Origin of the sequence: Streptosporangium jomthongense (genome assembly GCF_042650425.1) — a bacterium.
Classification (GTDB): Bacteria; Actinomycetota; Actinomycetes; order Streptosporangiales; family Streptosporangiaceae; genus Streptosporangium.
On the sequence record NZ_JBHSBC010000022.1, the window covers coordinates 164,702 to 182,402 of the forward strand.

At 68.9% G+C, this 17,701-nt stretch carries 21 protein-coding genes; 7 read left to right on the forward strand and 14 right to left on the reverse strand.

Translation table 11 applies throughout. The features are described 5' to 3' along the window. Window positions 1-3 precede the first annotated feature (3 nt). Genes ACFOYY_RS23155 through ACFOYY_RS23170 form a run of 4 tightly spaced genes read right to left on the reverse strand, consistent with a single transcriptional unit; the run spans window position 4 to window position 3,129 of the window. Entirely contained in the window at window positions 4-912 is a 909-nt protein-coding gene (locus tag ACFOYY_RS23155) for a class I SAM-dependent methyltransferase (protein WP_386191891.1), read from the reverse strand. Then, window positions 885-1,508, reverse strand: a complete 624-nt coding sequence (locus tag ACFOYY_RS23160) for a cysteine hydrolase family protein (protein ID WP_386191894.1) — start codon at window positions 1,506-1,508, stop codon at window positions 885-887. Before ACFOYY_RS23160 ends, ACFOYY_RS23155 begins: the two co-directional genes overlap by 28 nt. Then, window positions 1,505-2,560, reverse strand: coding sequence for an isocitrate/isopropylmalate family dehydrogenase (locus ACFOYY_RS23165; protein WP_386191897.1), 1,056 nt, complete (start codon window positions 2,558-2,560; stop codon window positions 1,505-1,507). The genes ACFOYY_RS23160 and ACFOYY_RS23165 overlap by 4 nt, the downstream gene beginning before the upstream one ends. Window positions 2,561-2,607: 47 nt before the next feature. Next, window positions 2,608-3,129 carry an EF-hand domain-containing protein gene (locus tag ACFOYY_RS23170; protein ID WP_352015951.1) on the reverse strand — a complete coding sequence of 174 codons (522 nt, stop codon included), beginning with the start codon at window positions 3,127-3,129 and terminating at the stop codon, window positions 2,608-2,610. A 465-nt stretch (window positions 3,130-3,594) separates the two neighbouring features. Between ACFOYY_RS23170 and ACFOYY_RS23175 the strand changes: the two genes are divergently transcribed. Further along, window positions 3,595-4,149 carry a cysteine hydrolase family protein gene (locus ACFOYY_RS23175; RefSeq protein WP_386191901.1) on the forward strand — a complete coding sequence of 185 codons (555 nt, stop codon included), beginning with the start codon at window positions 3,595-3,597 and terminating at the stop codon, window positions 4,147-4,149. A gap of 81 nt (window positions 4,150-4,230) precedes the next feature. Further along, complete coding sequence (locus tag ACFOYY_RS23180) at window positions 4,231-4,674, forward strand: hypothetical protein (protein ID WP_386191904.1); 444 nt, start codon at window positions 4,231-4,233, stop codon at window positions 4,672-4,674. Window positions 4,675-4,755: 81 nt separating this feature from the next. Here ACFOYY_RS23180 and ACFOYY_RS23185 read toward each other — a convergent pair whose 3' ends face one another. From ACFOYY_RS23185 to ACFOYY_RS23205, 5 genes are all read right to left on the reverse strand, one after another. After that, on the reverse strand, window positions 4,756-5,592 hold the full coding sequence (locus ACFOYY_RS23185) for an SAM-dependent methyltransferase (protein WP_386191907.1): 837 nt from the start codon (window positions 5,590-5,592) through the stop codon (window positions 4,756-4,758). 66 nt (window positions 5,593-5,658) lie between these two features. Beyond that, window positions 5,659-5,886: a BldC family transcriptional regulator gene (locus ACFOYY_RS23190; RefSeq protein ID WP_352015947.1), complete on the reverse strand. Its 228-nt coding sequence runs from the start codon at window positions 5,884-5,886 to the stop codon at window positions 5,659-5,661. A 12-nt stretch (window positions 5,887-5,898) separates the two neighbouring features. Continuing rightward, complete coding sequence (locus ACFOYY_RS23195) at window positions 5,899-6,132, reverse strand: hypothetical protein (protein WP_386191911.1); 234 nt, start codon at window positions 6,130-6,132, stop codon at window positions 5,899-5,901. A gap of 414 nt (window positions 6,133-6,546) precedes the next feature. After that, window positions 6,547-6,855 carry a hypothetical protein gene (locus tag ACFOYY_RS23200; protein ID WP_386191914.1) on the reverse strand — a complete coding sequence of 103 codons (309 nt, stop codon included), beginning with the start codon at window positions 6,853-6,855 and terminating at the stop codon, window positions 6,547-6,549. A gap of 589 nt (window positions 6,856-7,444) precedes the next feature. After that, complete coding sequence (locus ACFOYY_RS23205) at window positions 7,445-7,666, reverse strand: hypothetical protein (protein WP_386191916.1); 222 nt, start codon at window positions 7,664-7,666, stop codon at window positions 7,445-7,447. 816 nt (window positions 7,667-8,482) lie between these two features. Between ACFOYY_RS23205 and ACFOYY_RS23210 the strand changes: the two genes are divergently transcribed. Beyond that, the gene (locus ACFOYY_RS23210; RefSeq protein WP_386191919.1) at window positions 8,483-9,310 is read left to right on the forward strand and encodes a GntR family transcriptional regulator; all 828 of its coding nucleotides are present in this window, start codon (window positions 8,483-8,485) and stop codon (window positions 9,308-9,310) included. Here the strand turns inward: ACFOYY_RS23210 and ACFOYY_RS23215 are convergent. The 3 genes from ACFOYY_RS23215 to ACFOYY_RS23225 are packed head-to-tail and all read right to left on the reverse strand — an operon-like array spanning window position 9,276 to window position 10,443. Then, a complete protein-coding gene (locus ACFOYY_RS23215) occupies window positions 9,276-9,755 on the reverse strand; it encodes a TIGR03668 family PPOX class F420-dependent oxidoreductase (RefSeq protein ID WP_386191922.1) in 480 nt (159 codons plus the stop codon). The genes ACFOYY_RS23210 and ACFOYY_RS23215 overlap by 35 nt on opposite strands. Window positions 9,756-9,805: 50 nt before the next feature. After that, window positions 9,806-10,009 carry an HAD family hydrolase gene (locus tag ACFOYY_RS23220; protein ID WP_386191986.1) on the reverse strand — a complete coding sequence of 68 codons (204 nt, stop codon included), beginning with the start codon at window positions 10,007-10,009 and terminating at the stop codon, window positions 9,806-9,808. Further along, window positions 9,913-10,443: a hypothetical protein gene (locus ACFOYY_RS23225; protein ID WP_386191989.1), complete on the reverse strand. Its 531-nt coding sequence runs from the start codon at window positions 10,441-10,443 to the stop codon at window positions 9,913-9,915. Before ACFOYY_RS23225 ends, ACFOYY_RS23220 begins: the two co-directional genes overlap by 97 nt. Before the next feature lie 300 nt (window positions 10,444-10,743). On the opposite strand from ACFOYY_RS23225, the gene ACFOYY_RS23230 reads away from it, so the two are divergent. Continuing rightward, window positions 10,744-11,328, forward strand: coding sequence for a hypothetical protein (locus ACFOYY_RS23230; protein WP_386191925.1), 585 nt, complete (start codon window positions 10,744-10,746; stop codon window positions 11,326-11,328). A gap of 125 nt (window positions 11,329-11,453) precedes the next feature. Here the strand turns inward: ACFOYY_RS23230 and ACFOYY_RS23235 are convergent, their stop codons facing one another. Both ACFOYY_RS23235 and ACFOYY_RS23240 read right to left on the reverse strand, forming a co-directional pair. Continuing rightward, on the reverse strand, window positions 11,454-12,275 hold the full coding sequence (locus ACFOYY_RS23235; RefSeq protein ID WP_386191928.1) for a hypothetical protein: 822 nt from the start codon (window positions 12,273-12,275) through the stop codon (window positions 11,454-11,456). Window positions 12,276-12,623: 348 nt separating this feature from the next. Then, on the reverse strand, window positions 12,624-13,418 hold the full coding sequence (locus ACFOYY_RS23240) for a class I SAM-dependent methyltransferase (RefSeq protein WP_386191929.1): 795 nt from the start codon (window positions 13,416-13,418) through the stop codon (window positions 12,624-12,626). Window positions 13,419-14,185: 767 nt separating this feature from the next. Between ACFOYY_RS23240 and ACFOYY_RS23245 the strand changes: the two genes are divergently transcribed. The 3 genes from ACFOYY_RS23245 to ACFOYY_RS23255 are packed head-to-tail and all read left to right on the forward strand — an operon-like array spanning window position 14,186 to window position 17,678. Beyond that, the gene (locus ACFOYY_RS23245; protein ID WP_352014354.1) at window positions 14,186-15,163 is read left to right on the forward strand and encodes a UDP-glucuronic acid decarboxylase family protein; all 978 of its coding nucleotides are present in this window, start codon (window positions 14,186-14,188) and stop codon (window positions 15,161-15,163) included. A 9-nt stretch (window positions 15,164-15,172) separates the two neighbouring features. Further along, window positions 15,173-16,702, forward strand: coding sequence for a hypothetical protein (locus ACFOYY_RS23250; RefSeq protein WP_386191931.1), 1,530 nt, complete (start codon window positions 15,173-15,175; stop codon window positions 16,700-16,702). Beyond that, window positions 16,692-17,678 carry a hypothetical protein gene (locus ACFOYY_RS23255; protein ID WP_386191934.1) on the forward strand — a complete coding sequence of 329 codons (987 nt, stop codon included), beginning with the start codon at window positions 16,692-16,694 and terminating at the stop codon, window positions 17,676-17,678. The genes ACFOYY_RS23250 and ACFOYY_RS23255 overlap by 11 nt, the downstream gene beginning before the upstream one ends. Window positions 17,679-17,701 lie beyond the last annotated feature (23 nt).

Genomic DNA, 17,701 nt, shown 5'->3' on the forward strand with positions numbered 1-17,701 from the left:
AGATCAGGACTTTCCGGCGAATATCCAGCGGTTGCTCGCCAGGGAGTCGTTCGGCACCGGGAGCGGGCCCCGGCCGTAGTGGTAGGTGAAGTCGAAGGGGGTGCGGACCGTGGTCGCCCAGCCGAGGTCCTTCAGGTGGCCGACGGAGTCGGGGCGGGGCTCCCCGTCGAACAGGGCGAGGAGATCGACGCCGATCCGCTGTCTGGCCACGGTGTAGACGGGACTGGCCCGGACCTGCGGCGACTCCACCCCGAGCTTGACCTCGCAGGCCAGGACGCTTCCCGGGGCGCTCAGCCGGTTCACGCTCTCGACGAGCCCCCGCTCGGCCCACGGCGGCAGGTAGAGCAGCAATCCCTCGGCCAGCCAGGCGGTCGGCACGGCCGGGTCGAACCCCGCCTCGGCCAGCGGCCGGACCCAGTCGTCCCGAAGGTCGGCCGCGATCGTGTGGCGGGTGGCCTTCGGGACGGCGGCGAGGCCGTCCAGCACCCGATGCTTGAACGCCAGGACGCCGTCCCGGTCGATCTCGTGGACGACCAGACCCGGCGGCCAGTCGAGCCGGAAGGCCCGCGTGTCGAGACCCGCCCCGAACAGGACGACCTGCCGCACGCCCGCGCGGGCCGTGTTGACGAGGAAGTCGTCGATGACCCGGGTGCGCAGGCCGAAGTAGCGTCCCAGCCTGCCCCACAGGGGGTCGGCCTCCCCGTCGGGAACCTGCTCGGGGCGCACCGGCCAACCGGCCGAGACGGTGGCGGCCCGCACGAAGTGCTCGGCGTAGGGGTCGCCCGCCAGGGCGTCAGGGCGGTGGGTCTCGATCGCCCGCGCGGCGGCAACCATGAGGGCGGTCAGGCCGACCCCCTCCTCGACGCCGACGCCTACGGCCGAGGTCAGGCCTTCGTCCCGGGCGTACGGCACGCTCTCTCCTCTTCCTCCGAAGGCGTCCACGGATGGTCGTGGGTGGCGAGGTAGGCGCCGTACAGAACGCGCATGAAGCGCAGGATGTCCACATCCTGCAGGTGCAGGCCGGTGGTGCAGTCGGTCAGCACCGTGATGTGGAACCCCTTCTGGAAGGCGGTCCTGGCGGTGGAGTCGACGCAGACGTCGGCGTACAGCCCGGCGAGGACGAGCCGTTCGACCCCGCGGCTGACGAGGTGCCGCTCGAACCCCTCGCTGAGGAAGGCGTCGAAGCACGCCCGCTTGGTGAAGACCCGCTCCCCCGGCTCCGGTGAGACCATACGGAACTCCGCGCCCCACGAGCCCTCCAGGCATTTGGGCCGTTTGCCCAGCGCGCGGTCACGGCGCCGCCAGCTGGGCCCCTGGTGCTCGACGTCACCGACGAAGCGGACGAAGACCACCTCTGTGCCGTGGGCCCGCGCCCGGCTGACGGCCAGCGCGGTGTTCGCCGCGACGGCCTCCAGCCTGGTGGGGTCGCCCGGGTAACGGGCCAGTGCCCTGGGACCGGCGCAGAAGTCGTTCTGCAGGTCCACGACGACCAGGGCCGTGGCCGTCACGACTCCACCGGCGGGGCCTCGAACGTCTCCAGCAGCGCCTCGACCACGGCCGTCGTGGAGTGACGTCCGCCGAGGTCGGGGGTGCCGACGCCCTGACGGGCGAGGGATTCGAGGCCGCGCTCGATCATCCGCACCGCTCCGGCGCAGCCCGCGTGCCGTTCGGCGATCGCCGCCGCGGCCCGTACGGTCGCCACCGGGTTGACCGTGTCCTTCCCGGCCAGGTCGTCGGCGGAGCCGTGCACGGTCTGGTACTCGACCAGCCCGGCCGCCTCGGGGTGCAGGTAGACGTTCTCCGTGCAGCGGTTCTCCTGGCGCTCCGAGCCGAAGCGGTCGAGCAGGACCACGTGCATGATGTCGGCCCACTCGTTGCCCGCGATGATCATCGTGCGGGGGCGCGGGCCGTACTCGATCAGGTTGCGGTTCACCGTGTCCGGCTGGAACAGGTCGATCTCGACGCCGTGCCGCGCGGCGCTCTCGGCCACCCACTCGTCGAGGGCGCCGTCGAGCAGGTGGAACTTGTAGGCCATGATGATCCGCTCGGCTCCGCCGTCCGGCCACTCCTGCCGCGCGCGCCGTACGGCGAAGGCGATGACCTGCTCGGTGATGTCCCGGCTGAACGCCATGGTGCGCACGAGGAAGCCGGGGGCGTGGGTGTTCTCCCCGGTGTAGAAGCCCTGGGCCTCGTCCCTGACCAGCAGCAACGACGTCTCCGGGGTGGTGATGGCGTCGACCTTGACCGCCCGCAGGCGCTGGCGGACGAGGTAGAGCGACTGGGCGTTGATCGCCGTACGGAAGACGGCCGGGACGCCGAGGGCGGCCCGCGTGCGGCAGAACTCCGCGTAGTGGTCGGCGTCCTGCCGCGTGAGTTCGCGGATCTGCTCCACCCCTGCGCCGGCCCTCAGCGACGAGTACGAGTGGTAGAGCCTTTCCGACCGGGTGAGGTCGATGCCGACGGAGTGTGTGTCGGCGATGCCGGTCAGCACCCGTTCGAAGACGGCCGCGAGTTCAGGGCCCGTCCCCTGGCCCACGGCGAGTCCGATGACTGGTTCCACCTGTTGCTCCTGGTGTCGACGAAGGCCGGACGTGGGGGTTCGGCTGGTCAGCCGACCAGGTGGTCACCTGGGATGTCGGTCTTCTCCGGGCTGTAGTAGTCCTTGATGCCGGTGGCCCAGACCGGGACGGGGATCTGGTCGGCGTCGGAGGGGCCGAATGCGTCGAAGAGCGCGTGGATGTTCGCGGGCGCGAACCCGATGGCCGTCATGAGCGCCACGAAGTCGTCCCGCCCGATGAACCCGTCACCGTCCGGGTCGCCCAGCCTGGCCAGCGCCTCGGCGAAGTCACTGATGGCCTCGTCGAAGCGCTCCGGGGAGAGCACGCACGCGACGTACTCGTCGAAGCTGATGCGACCGTCGCGGTTGGCGTCCAGCTCGGCGGCCAGGGTCGTCCAGTAGCGCCGGAAGGCGGCCAGGATGGCGGCCTTGGCGACGTCGCCCGAGTCGGGGGAGGCCGCGATGACCCGGCTCGCCATGAGCTCGAAGTCACCGGCCTCCAGGTAGCCGGTGCCGTCGGCGTCGAGCAGGGTGAAGACGAGCCTCACCCGGTCAAGGGCCGCTTTCTGCATGCTCTGCCACCTTTCTTTCAGCGCCATTCATGAAAAGGCCAAGCCGGAGGCCGGACCGCACGCGATTATGCCACAACGTGACCACACGTTTACCATCCGACCGATAACCAAGCGGGCCGAAGGAACAAATCCCCAAAATAGCAAATATCATGATCTACTATGCGGTTCCTCCTGGCGCACACTCCGACCAACGGACATAACTTGCCCAGCTCAGAGCCCTGTTGACGACGGCTGCCCACTCAACGACGAGAGCCCCGAGACCTTCTCCCGGAGAGCCTCGCAATCACCATAAGCAAAATCACCTTTTCCATGATTTATCAGGACTTGCGGCTGCGATTCAACGCTGAAATTTTTTCATGTTTCACAGAGGTTCGAGAGGCGGCGATGAAATCATCGGCCGGACGGGGGCGCCGAAACCGTCGGTGGGATGGTCTAGCGTGAGGGGAGCACGAAAAGGAGGCTCACGTGACAACCCTGCCCAATCGCCCGAACACCGCCCTGCTGGTGATCGACGTCCAGAACGGCGTGGTCGCGGACGCGCACAACCGTGACGGCGTCATCGCGAACATCAACGACCTGGTCGACAGGGCCCGCGCGCAGGATGTGCCCGTGGTCTGGGTGCAGCACTCCGACGAGCATCTCCAGCGCGACAGCGACGAGTGGCGGTACGTCCCCGAGCTCACCCGCCGCGACGCGGAGTCGCTGGTCCACAAGAACTACGGCGACTCCTTCGAGGCCACCGACCTTGAGGAACTCCTGGCCGAACACGGCGTCGGCCATCTCGTCGTCACCGGCGCGCAGACCGACGCGTGCATCCGTTCGACCATGCACGGCGCCTTCACCCGTGGCTACGACGTGACACTGGTCGGCGACGCGCACACGACGGACGACGCGGGAGAGGGCCTGCCCTCCGCCGCGCAGGTCATCGCCCACACCAACCTCTACTGGCACTGGCAGAACGCCCCCGGCCGCCACGCGTCGACCGTGGAGACCGCGAAGGTCACCTTCGACGCCACCTGACCTGCCCCCGGCTACCTGGGCCTGGCGGAGTGGAACGCGGGCTGCCCGAAGACCAGGGCATGAAGTGCTACTTTGTCCGGCATGTTCGACTGGCTCGGGGCGGCCCTGTTCATCGCCCTGCTGGTGGCGGCGATCGCCTGGCCCCTGCTGGCCGTGGTCGCCGCCGCGATGGTGGTCGGCCTGCGGGTGTCCGCCGTACGCCGCCGCCGAGCCGGGCAGCCCGCCGCCTGGCGGACGCCGGCGTGGTGGGGCCGGGCCTGCGTCGCGGCGTTCCTGCTGGCCGCGACCGGTGCGGGCGTCTTCGTCCAGGCGGATGAAAGCTTCGGCAAGCTCGACGCCGATGATCCGCCGCGCTGTCCCGTCGGCGCGGACTGTGTGCCCTCGACCTTCGCCGAGATGGCCGCACACCAGAAAGCCGTGCAGGAGTACGCGCTGGCCGGCACGGTGATCACGACCGTGGCGGGGCTGGCGTGCCTGGGCATCTGCGTGACCCTGCTGCTCAGAAGTCGACGGCACCGCGCCTGACGGCGAACGTCCGCCGGGGGCGCCGGAGAGGGCTGGAACCCGTCGAACGCCTTCAACGTCAAGACCGCGATCGGGTAGGCCCTACCTGTCCCGTACTCGCGCGACTCCGGCCAGCATCCAGACCCGATCGCCCTGCTGCTCGGGCGGGATCTCAGCCTCCGGCCGCCAGTACGACGCCGGGACCAGTCCGGGCGCGACGAGTGCCAAGCCGCTGAACAGCTCTTCGATGCGTCGGCGGGGGCGGATCTCGACGGTCAGTCCGGCCGACCGGTACAGCCGCTGGATCTCCATCACTCCGTCGGCCCGGCTGGTGGTGTCGGTGGCGTGCGAGATCACCAGGTGGCTTCCCGGCGTCATGACCTCGCGGAAGGCCGCCACGATCGGTTCGGGCGAGGTGAGGAAATGCAGCACCGACGACATCAGTACGGCGACCGGCCGACTCCAGTCGATCAACAACCGGGTCCGGGGATCGTCGATGACCGTCCATGGCCGACGGATGTCCGCCTGGATCATCGCCGTGCGCTCACCGTCATCCAGCACCGTACGGCCACGCTCGAACACGGCCGGGTCGTTGTCGACGTACACCACCCGCGCCTGCGGTCGCCTCTCGCGAGCCACCTGGTGAACGTTGGGGTGAGTGGGCAGCCCCGTGCCCAGGTCGACGAACTGGTCGATCCCGGACTCACCGGCCAGGTAACCAACCGCGCGCGCCAAGAACTCGCGGTTGGCTCGCGCGACCGGCTTGAGATCAGGCGCACGGCGCAGCAGGTCGTCGGCGGCTTCGTGATCGACCGCGTCGGTGCCCTCACTGTCCAGGTAGGCGTTGTACAGCCGTGCCACGGTCGGTCCGTCAGCTGTCGTGTCCCGCCTGCGGGAGTCAGGCGGCCCGGGATGCCCCGGTAAGTCCTCACCGTCCACGTGCCAACCTCACCGCGTGTCCCCAACAGGCCACAACTAGCGTCACGACCACATTTACCACCCCTCTCAACAAGCCGAAGCGTCGAGAAGGGCCTTGATGTCGGTTTCCCGGTAGCGGCGTTGGCGACTGGGGGTCCTGACCGAGGGGATCTTCCCGGTCAGCGCCCACCGGTTGACGGTCTTGGGGTCCACGCCGAAGATGCGGGCCACCTCGCCGGGGGTGAGCAGCCGTTCGGTGGTGTCCGGCCCGGTGGAGAAGGTGCCGTCGGGGGCTACGGCCTTGAGCGGAGACATGGGGACTCTCTTTCAGCAGCGGAGGGTGTGCAGGATCTGGTCGTGCCGGGCCAACGCCCTGGCCAGCCGGTGCAAGGTCGTACGGCCGAGCACATCCCGGGCCCCGGCTCCGCGCTGGTCGAGGCGCAGGGGTTCGTAGCGGACGGCCCACCAGCGGGGCAGCCCGGGCAGGTCGTGCTGTTCGTACCGCCAGGCGGGGTGGGTGCTGATGAGCAGGTCGATCAGGCGTCGCTCGTCGTCGGTCATGGTCGTCCCGGTTCGGAGGGCGGACAGGGAACACACGTCGTTCGGGCCGGACTTTCGAGGGCCTTTGTTCGGACCATGAGGCCAGGACCTCACCCGACCAGGGCTCCCGACCGTTTGGACCGTGAGGCCGGGAGTCCTGGCTGGGCTCCTGATCGTTCGGGCCATGAGGTTCACGAAGGGAGGAGGGGCGGGTGCCCGGCCCCGAGCCGGGGAGCACGGGCCGGGCACCCTGGAGGAGGACCGGCCCCACGCACAGGGCCGGTGCGCCAGACGACTCCCCCTTCCCCAGCACGCCAGCGTGCGTGGGAGCCGTCTTGCGGAGGTGTGCGGCCCAGGTCCCTCCTACCTGAGCCACACGTTCATGAGGTACGGCGAGCGACGGGTGGGATGACGTCCACGCCCGCCGTACCGGCTTCAAGAGCGCAGCAACCTGCGCAACGCCGTAGCCCGACCCGGTTGAGCGGCCTGACCAGGACATACGGCCTGCACGACCCGGGCGGTTCGAGTCCGCAGAACACGGGCGACGGCGACGGCCTGGATGCTCGGCGGCACCACCGGGGACACCTGGGCGGCCAACTTGCGGTCCAACTCCTCAGCCGACCCGGCCCGCACCAACAACACGTCCCCGGGGTACGGCCTGCCGGACAGGGCGCTCCGGTAGGCGCTCCACAACCCGGACCGCGAGCTGTGGAACACCAGCCATCCGGGGTGAGCCGCCTGCACGGAGTTACAGGTTCGATCTGAAAACTCAGAAACTTGACGCGGAGCCCAGGCCGACAGCATCATGCCGCCCTCCCACCCGGCGAACGCCGATCCTCAGCGGACACCGTTCCTTCACTCGGTGAACGCCGTGCCCGGGCGGACACCATTGCCTCACCTGACGAAGGCCGTCCCCCGGCAGGCACCGTTCCCTCACCCGGCGAAGGCCGTGCCCGGGCGGATGCCGTCTCCCCGCCCGGCGAGCCCCGCTCCCCGCCGACCACCTCGTTCCGTGCCCCGGAAGACGGACGGCCGGCCCCACCCCTCCTACGCCGAACCGGCGCCGGGGAGGACCGCGGCGAGAGCCGGAACGCCCGGATCATCTCGGCCTCCCGCATCCGCTCCTCCAACCCGTCAGCCGTGGGGTCCTCGACGATCACCGGCCGGGGACCGTCCCAGGCGGCCACGGCGTAGAAACAGCGTCGTCCCAGGCTGTAGAGCACGGTCCAGTCGGCCCAGGCCTGGTCGATCCGCTCGGCCTCGGCCCGCGCGGGGCCGTCCCAGACCCGCCGATAGACCGGGGCGTACGGTAGGCCGTCGCGGTGGCGTCCCGTCATGAGGTGACCTCCTCGACCAGGGCGGTGCGGGCGGTCTCCTCCTGCTCGGCGACGATGGCCTGGATCTCGTCGAAGGTGTCGGCGTCCACCGCCGACTGCGCCCCGGCCCGTACGGCGGCGCGGGGAAAGAGGTGGGTGCGGAAGGCCCAGAACCGGCCCGCGTCACTGATGATCAATCGCCAGCCCGGGATCACCGGGCGGCTGGGGGTGTGCTGCATGATCTGGACCTCCGTGATCCGATCAGAGGCATGTCTGGCCAGGGTGCTCGCCAGACGGGCCTGCCCTGCGGGACAAGGAACAGCCGGAACCCGAACAGGCCGCCAGGCCGTACGAACATGGGGAACGCGACATCGGTCTCCACATCGAAGGGGCCTGCCGCTCGCGGGCCGTACACCGGAGTGGCCGGGCTGACGCACCCTCGTCCAGGTGATCCCCGGCCGAGGCACGCTAGAGGAGGTCCGCCGGATTCGCCGAGGCAGCGACGCCCGAACAGGCCGTACCCGCACAACGGGCGCAGGCTCTGGAACCCGCTCCGCAGCGACGGCCGCCTCGTCCACGAGCTCCGGCGTCTCGTCGGCACCATCCGGTACGGCGTTCGCAGCCGGGACCATCGCGGGCGCCTCCGGCTCAGGGTCAGGATCGGGACGCCGCTGGGCGGGCACCAGCGGAATCACCTCAGCGGGCGCGACCTCCACCGGAGGCCGGGGTGCCGGGAGGAGCTGCGGACCGTACTCGCGGCGGGCCTGGAGACGAGCGTTCATCAACGCCCCGGACGGCTGCACGTAGTCGTGCCTGTCCTGGCTGGAGCAGCCATGGGCGTAGGGGGAATGGCCACAGCGGGCGCATCCCATGGGCAAGGGGACGGCGTCACCGAAGCAGTCGCATCCGTTGCGGAAAGTGATCGACTCAAAGGTCGAAACACTAGGCTTGGTCACGGCTTGGACTCCACTTCCTGATCAAGGAGCCGTCTGGATGAGGCGGGGCGAGAACTGCCCTAAAGTGTCGTACGACACTGGACGCTAGAGCAGGTCAGGATGTCCGTCAAGCGGAATGGCCTACGACACTTGGATATGGTGGTTCGCGTGCAAACAGACCCGAATTCGCCCGCGCGTCGCATAGTGGCCGATCTACGGGCCGACATCACCGCAGGACGCCTGCCCGCAGGCGCGAAACTGCCCTCCGTCCGTGACCTCGCCGACCGATACGACGTCTCCCGTAACACCGCGAACAAGGCCCTCACCATGCTCAAAGCAGAGGGCCTGGTCGTCACCCGGCACGGATCAGGCGCCTATGTCCGCGACGCTTACCCGATCCGACGCCTGGGACCAGACCGCTACGCACGCCACCGCTGGCAGAAGACCACCGTCGAAGTGTTCGCCACCGAACAGCCCAAAAGCGCCTCCGCCCGGCAACAGGGACACCAGACACAGGACGTCTCCCTGGTCGAAGCCGACGAAGCGACAGCCACCGCCCTCGGCATCGAACCCGGCTCACCGGTCTACGAACGAGCCCGCGTCATGACCCGCGACGGCATCCCCACACACACCATGACCTCCTACTACCGCCCCGCCGACATCGAAGGCACACCCCTGACCGACCCCACACCCGGCATCGCCGGACAGTCCGGCGGATTCCAAGTCCTGACCGACCAAGGCCTTCCCCCACACCAGATCACCGAGGACATCTCCGCCCGAATGCCCACCACCGAGGAAACCCTGCTCCTCGACCTCCCCGCAGGCGAACCCGTCGTCGAAGTGCGCCGCACCACCCGCACCGCCGAAGGCCACGTCATCGAATACGCCCGAGGCATCCACTCGGCAAGCAGATTCACCTGGTCATACACCTTCGACATCCCCGACTGACCATCACGCGCAAGGGGCGACAACCGCGAAAACCTAGCCGAACGACCAGCCCGTCCAGCCGGTGATGTGGACCAGGATCACCGCGCCGGTCGGCGGCACCCCCGATACTGTCCGTAACGGGCGATGAGCCGCTCCAACGCTCGGGCCCGCTCCGGCCCCTCTTCCCGGACCTGGGCACGTCCGCCCGCACCCACCACAACCGATCCCAGTCATCGTCGTACTCATCCACCAACAGCGAGACCTGCGGATTCGCCGCGATGTTCGCCAGCCGCCGCAGCCGTACCGTGGACTTCGGCTTGTGATCAACGGCAATCGCGATCACATCGTCAACGACCGCGAACGTGACCGGCACCAGATGAGGTCGACCATCATCACTCACCGTGGCCAAACGGGCCACCCGCGCCGTCTCAAACCGGGAACAAGCCTCTACGGGATCCAGTTTCACGCCTTCACCATGCCCTCATCACACGAATGGCAGCCCACTGTGAACCGCGTTCATTCGGAACTTCCACAGAGGAAAGGCACCAGCTCCGAGATGCCGTCGATATGCCAATCAGCCGGCCGATCCCTCGCCCACAGGTGCCCCCATGGGCCTCGCCTGATCAGGCACGTCCGCAAACCCGCCGCCCTGGCCGGAACGATGTCGTTGGCCGGATGGTCCCCCACGTAAACCGTCTCCTCCGGTGTCGCCCGGCCCAGCTCGACGACACGTCGGAAGAACTCCGGGTCCGGCTTCGCCACCCCCACTCCTCCGAGACGCCGATCTCATCGGCGGGCAGGCCAAGGCCACGCACGAGATCCCCGGCCCTGACCGTCTGGTTACCGGCCACACACACCCGCACCCCTGCCTCCCGCAACGCCCGAAACCCCGGCCGCACATCGGGATACAGATCGCTCTCGTCAAGGAACTCCCCGCGTCCGGCCTCCTCCCGGGCCCGCCGCTCGGCATGCAAATCCGCCCCGGGACGCAACAGCCGGATCGCCTCCGCGTTGTCCAGCCCCATCGCCGTCACCGCACCGACCAGAGCCGACAGAGTGTGCCGGGAAACCCCCAGCCAATCAGCCCAGGACGCCCAATAACGATCATCCCGAACAAGCGTCTCACCGATGTCGAACACCACAACCCTGATCACACCTGGCAGGGTAAGCCACCCCTCCAAGAACGGCCCGGAAGGCGTCGAACCTCTCTGGCCCCGACCTTCATCCCTGCCCAGTGGCGCTCGTTCATCGGCCACGTGAACACCGGCGCCTTCGACGCCTGATCGCCTGCCCTCTCCGCAAGGCCCCGGCACCCTACGGCGCCAGGGCCTTGTCCATGTCAGGGGGGTTGCTCGCACCGTGGGAATCGGAAACGCTGGCTGACGGAGGAAGGGCGCGTGCCCCACCCACGCCACCGGTGGGCCGCCTCCGAAGCGTGGAAAGTGGATGAGTCCGTGCTGTGGCCCGACGCGATACGTAACACGGTCAAAACCGGCCCGGACCGCGAGGTCCTGTCGGTCTACCCCTACCGATCCGCCTGCCCCAAAAGCGTGTGGCGTTCCCTGATCACCAACGCCACCTCAACCATCGTCCTGGCCGGATACACCAACTACTTCCTCTGGCTGGAACACCCCAACTTCGCCAAAGTCCTCAAACGTAAGGCCGAACAGGGCTGCCGCGTCCGCTTCCTCATCGGCGACCCCGACAGCGACGTCACCCGCCGCCGCGAACAGGCCGAAGCCGTACCGCTGACCGTCTCCACCCGCATCCGCGTCACCCTGGCCGAACTCGACCCCCTCAAGAACCTCTCCGGCATCGAGGCCCGCTTCGGCGACGAACACATCGCCCTGTCGGTCTTCCAGTTCGACGACGAGATGCTCGTCACCCCGCACCTGGCCAACCTCGTCGGCCACGACTCCCCGATGCTGCACCTCAAACGCCACCAGGACGACGGCCTCTACGACCGCTTCGCCTACCACGTCAACGAACTGTGGCAACACGGCCGCGACATCTGGACCAACGAACCCGCCGCCCCCTGAACCCAGCAGGAGAGCCGCACGATGTCCCTACAATCGCGCTATCTGGACCTTGCCATACAAATCCGGACCCTGAGAGTTGGCGCTTCGTTCCTCTGGACGATCAGGCCGGTGCGGGTGTCCTCGGATCAGGGTCGAGTACAGGTCACCCGGGCGAACAGGTCCAGCGGAACGGAGCCGTGGTTGGTGGCGCGCACGGTCCATCCGGTGGTCGTCGGGAACGACTCGTTGAAATCGACCGCCGGATCGCCCAGTCCGCCGCCCCCGGTCGGCACCTCACCGGGTCCGCACTCGACGTGGGCGGTGCCCGTGGCGCCCTGTGCCAGCCGGGTCGGACCGCTGGCGTAGGCGGTGTGGGGCGTGTCGGCGCACCGCACGTAGGTCTGCAGGATCACGAAGCGGGGGCCGTGGTTGGTGACCCGGCCGACCCACTGCCGGCCGATGTCGGACGACTGGCTGATGTAGGCCTGCCCGCTGTCGGACCCCGTACCGCGGGCGCCCGCGTTCGGCCCGCCGCCGGTGGCCACCTGACCCGGGTCGCAGGTCGCGCGGACGGTCGCCGTCTGCCCCGACGGCACGTTGACGGAGGTGCCGAACCGGGTCGTGTGGCGCTGGAGGGTGCAGATCGCCACGGGGGTGAAGGTCTGCGGCGTGTCGGTCTCGTTGTAGACGTCACCGACCCAGCTGATTCCGCTGGGCCATGTGGCGGTCAGGAACACCCCGTTGCTCGTGGTGAGCACGCCTCCCCCCGAGGGGAACCGTCCTCCCTGGCAGGGGACGTTACTCGTGCCCGCCGAGTGCGGGCCCACGGTATGGGGGATGCCCACGGTGATCGTGTGCGGAGCCTGGGCGGGGACGGGTTCCGTGTCGGCCGAGGTCTCCCCGGCGCAAAGGACGGTGGCGAACAAAGCGCCGACGGCGCCGAGCGCGGCCAAGCGAGGACGGCCCACGGTTACTCCAGGTGATCATTGAGGTGAGAATGTCAAGGCTGTCATGCCTCATACGCACAGATCAAACACGTAGAGTAATTGAAATGAGTGGTGGCGAAGGAGGGCCTTTCCCCTGCCGTCCGGTATGGACGACAGGGGGTTGGCCCGTTGCCGGGCCTGCTGGTCGCCGCCGGACGGGGTCGGGGCCGGGACATGGGCCCGTTGGTCAGACTCGCCATGCGCGGGCTCAGGCCCACCCACCACCCCAACTGGACTGCGGCTTCAGCCCTTGACCGCTCATCGCCCCGAAGGGTTCGCGACGACCGCGTGCGCGGTCCGAGACCGTAGACGGTGGGTCGCTCATCACCGTCACAGACGGCGGCCGACGGTGAGGACGGCCAGCCAGTGGCGGGTCAGCCGGCCGTCCGGGCGTACGGCCAGCAGGCGGCGCACCTCCCCGTAGAGGTGTTCGCGCTTGGACGCCTGCATGGCGATGTGGCCGGAGAAGGTGTCCAGCAGCGCGATGTACTCCTCGGCGGTGTACTTCCGCGCCCACACGTGGCGTCGCGTCCCGACGACCGCGAACTGTCCGGAGTCCTCGAACTCGGCCGCGGTCGGGTCGGGCTGTTCCTCGGGCGTCGGTGGTGGCCAGGCCGCGCCGTCGCCCTCCCCCATCTCGTCGTAGACCCGCTGGATCTCGGTGAAGAAGGGGTCGAAGTCCTCGGGGAAGGCGTGCTGGGCGTCCCACACGGCCAGGTGGCCGCCGGAGGGCAGCAGGGCGGCGGCCCTGTCGTACTTCAGCCGGGGGTCGATCCACTTCCACGCGGTGGCCGCGTAGAGAAGGTCAAAGGGGGCGACGTCCCGTGACCGCCAGGTCTCGAACGGGGCGGTGACCACCGAGACGGCGGGGAAGTCGCGTAGTTCGCGCCGCGCCTCCCCGGCGAGGGCCGCGCCGAGCTCGACCGCCGTGATCCGGAAGCCCAGCCTCGCCAGGGGGATGGTGGCCTTTCCCGGGCCGCAGCCGACTTCGAGCAGGTTCGCGGGCGGTTCGATCCCCGTCATCGTGAGCAGGTCGGCGTACAGATCGGCCGGATAGTCGGGACGCGCCCTCTGGTAGTCGGCGGCCACGGTGTCGAAGGTGGTTCGCAGGCGTTCTCGGGACATCTCCTCATTCTGGCGGACACACCGGGGACGGGAGAGCGCTCTTCCCCGAAGAAAACGTGAAGGCTAAAGGAAATGGCCGGCCGGGTGATTTTCCGGGGGTGCGGGGAAGGGGGAATCGGCGCCGGGGAAAGGGGCTCCTCGGCCTGGCTTCCGCACGCTCCGCTCCGCGTGCCCGGGAGAAGTGGGGCCACCTCCTCATGGAACGTTCCTGTCCGGAAACCGGACAGGTCATCACCCGAGGGCGTTGCAGCAGATTACCGACGTTTGGGGAGGTCAGGGGAGGGGCGGAGCGTCCCCCACATGCCAATCGGCGTCCGAGGATAAAAGTTGTCGCCACATGCACAGTCAGGGTCGGATGACAACGGACCCAAATGATTGACAGGGGCGCCGTTAAACACACGTACAGTGATCGTTAATGATCAAGGCGTGCTCAACGGATCACATAACCGCAGGTCAGAGGCCATTTTTCGACTCTCCGTTCAGCGGGCGAAAGCCCGCCCGCCGCACCCGAGATGTCCGACATATATGCATATATCACCTTGTTTACAGCTTTCGGCGACGAAGGTGTTGACGGTGACACCGCCGTCGGAATACTCTCCGGAACGTCAAGAGCGCTCTTAACCGTCCCTCAACGAAGCGTTCATCACCCAGCGGCGTCTTCGGTTGCGCAGAATTAGTTTTCCGCACCCAGAAAACATGCGAATAAGGAATGTCAAGGTGTTTCCCATAACCGTCTTCGGGGCCACAGAGGAAAGTCAGAAGATCTCATGATAAGGCCCGTCGTGGCCATTACCGGAGGTGCCGGATTTCTCGGCTCGCATCTTTGCGAGCGATTTCTGGCCGAGGGGTACCAGGTCATCTGCATTGACAACTTCCTCACCGGGGCCGTCGCCAACGTCGAACACCTCATGACCGACGGACACTTCCGCCTGGTACGCGCGGACGTCTCCGAGCATCTGGCCGTCGTGGGAAGGGTGGACGCCGTCCTCCACTTCGCCTCCCCCGCCTCGCCCATCGACTATCTCCGGCTCCCCATCGACACGCTGCGGGTCGGCTCGAACGGCACGTACAACGCCCTCGAACTGGCCAGGGAGAAGGGCGCGCGGTTCGTCCTCGCCTCGACCTCCGAGGCGTACGGCGACCCGCAGGTCCACCCGCAGCCGGAGACCTACTGGGGCAACGTGAACCCGGTCGGCCCGCGTGGTGTCTACGACGAGGCCAAGCGCTTCGCCGAGGCCATGACCATGGCCTTCCACAGGGCGCATGGTGTGGACACCGCGATCCTGCGGATCTTCAACACGTTCGGTCCGAGGATGCGGCCCTTCGACGGCCGCGCGATCCCGACGTTCGTCAGGCAGGCGCTGCTCGGCGAGCCGATCACGGTCGCCGGGGACGGCAGCCAGACCAGGTCGATCTGCTACGTGGACGATCTGGTCGAGGGAGTCTTCCGGGTGCTCAACTCGGACATGCCCGGCCCGGTCAACATCGGCAACCCGCACGAGATCTCCATGCTCGACCTCGCCGAGTGGATCAGGGAGCTCACCGGCACCGCCTCGCAGGTCACGTTCGTGCCCCGGCCGCAGGACGACCCCGAGATCCGCCGTCCCGACATCACGCTCGCCACGACCCGTCTCGGCTGGGCGCCGAGGACGCCGGTCGAGCAGGGGCTGCGGCAGACCATCGCCTGGTTCCAGGAGCATCCGCGGCTGTGGAGCGTCGAGAACCTGGCCGGAGCGGTCTCCTAGGACGAAGGCATGAGCACCACGAGGACCGGCTACGCCGACCTGTTCCAGCAGGATCACACCCAGCCGCACTGGGCCTACCACTACGCGCGACGCCTGATCGACCGGCACGGCCCCGAGCGGCGGGTGGTGATCCAGACCAGCATGTCGCCGACGGGCTGGTTCCACGTCGGCAACTTCCGCGACACCGCCTGCGCCTACCTGGTGCACCGCGCGCTGGAACGGCTCGGGCGCAGGTCGTCGATCCTGCTCAGCTTCGACGACTACGACCCGGTGCGGCCGGCCCAGGCCGCGGCCCAGTCCGAACTGGCCGGGTACGGGACGCGTCCGCTGGGCGCGGTGACCGAGCGCAGCAGGCGGATCTGCCGTCGCTACATCGACGAGCTGAAGCGGATGGGCATCTGTCCCGCCGAGGCCGACGCCGACGGCCGTACCCCGGCCGGTTCTCCCTGGCAGACCCACTACCAGTACGAACGTTACCTGTCCGGCACCTACGTGCCCCTGCAGCGCCACTACCTGCGCGGTGCCAGGAAGCTCGCCAAGCTGCTGGACCAGGCCCCCGAGCACCTGTTCACGGTCTACTGCGAGCAGTGCGGCCGGGGCAGCACCCGTAACCTGCGGCTCGGCCACGACCGGGTGCGGTACGCCTGCGAGTCCTGCGGCGCGCTCGCCACCACCAGGCGCGTCGAACTGGTCAAGCCCTCCTGGGCGCTGGACTGGACGCTGCGGGTGACCCACGAACGCATCGACTGCGAACCCGCAGGTCAGGACCACTGCAGCGCGGGCAGCACGATGGACCGCACCCAGCCGATCTACCGCGGTTACCTGCGCGCGCACCAGCCGGTGATCGTGCCGTACGGCCTCGTCCGCCAGTTCGGCGACCGGGGCAAGGTCTCCGGCTCCCGGGGCGGCGGCATGACGGTCGGCGACCTGCTGCGGGTGATGCCGCCCCGGCTCGTCCTGTTCCTGTACGGCAGGCCGAACTGCCTGTCCGACATGCGGCTCGGTCTCGACCGGGCCTCCTTCCTGGGCGCCTACGACGCCTACGACCGGTTCCTGGCCGAGGTGCGCGAGGGCGACCCGAAGGCCGTGGCGCTCCACGAGCTCATCGACGGGGACGGCGACACCGCCCCGCTGCCCCGGATGCGGGCCGTACTCGGGCTGCTGCACTCGCACAGCTACGACGCCGAGCGGGTCGTCGCCCTGACCGGGGGGACCCCGGAGGTCGCCGAGCGGGTCGGGCACGCCCTGGCCTGGCTGGCCGGGTACGGGCGGTGCTGGATCGACGAGGTCTCCGACGCCGAACCCGGCCCGCTCCTGGCCGGGGACGCGCTGCCGGAACGCTGGGACCGCGCCTCCTACCGGGACCTCTACCTGACGTTGTTCGGCACCGAGTCCGGTCCGCCGCTGCGGCGGCTCGACAGGACGTTCGGCCGGGACGCGGTCGTCGCCGCCGTCCACGCCTACCGTGACCGTGCCGAGCGCCCGTTGCGTAAGCGGGTGCTGGGCCGGCTCAGGCCAGGTGATCCCGGTGCGCGCTGAGATCATCGACCCCACGACCGAGCCGGTGCCCGCCGACTGGGAGATCTTCCGCAAGCAGGAGGGTCTGATCGCGGCCTGGCAGGCACGGGCGCTCACCGCGATCGCCTGGTGCTCGACCAGCCCGGTCTACCTGGGCGTCGTACGGCAGGGCGGCCAGGTGGTCTGCCTGTTCACCGGCTCGGCCGACGGGCCGTCACGGCGGCGCGGGTACGCCGAGCCCGGCTCCATGCCGCCGGTCGGGTGGTTCGACTGCCACCTGCCGGTCGGGTTCACCGGCGGGTTCGCCTTCGCCGCCGGCCTGTCCGTCGCGGAGCGGGCCGAGGCGACGGCCGCGTTCGAGAAGGCGGTGCGCCGCAGGCTGGGCAGGCGCTGCCTGGGCGTGCTGTACCGGCAGGTCACCGCCGAGACGATGCCCGTGTTCGGCCGCCGGTTCCGGCCCAGGATCACCACGGCGCCCAACACGTTGCTGCGCAACCGCTGGGCGAGCCTGGACGACTACTTCGCCGACCTGCCGCGTGACCGGCGGCGCAGGCTGCTGCGGATCCACACCGAGGCGTCCGAACGGACCCGGGTGCTGCGGGGGGCCTGCGGCATCGACGCCGCACGGGCCAGCGCGCTGGCCTGCGCCACCGTGCGCAAGCACAGCCCGTACGCCCCGCCCCTGCCCGTGCGCTACTTCGAGGCGCTCGGCGGCGAGGAGGGGGTGCGTTACTTCGGGCACCTCGACGGGGACCGGCTGCTGTCCTTCGACCTGACCTTCGACGACGGCAGGCGGCTGGTCACCACGGTGAACGGCTCGCTCGACGTGCGGGACGGCGGACGGCGCGATCTCTACTTCGACCTGTACCTGCGGGAGATCGACTACATGATCTCGCACGGCCGTGAGGGCTGCGAGTTCGGCAAGGGCATGGCCGAGCTGAAACAGCGGTTCGGCAGCGAGCTCGTCCCCCAGTCCCTGGTGATCGCCGCCTGGTGACCCAGAGCGTTTCAGAGAGGAAG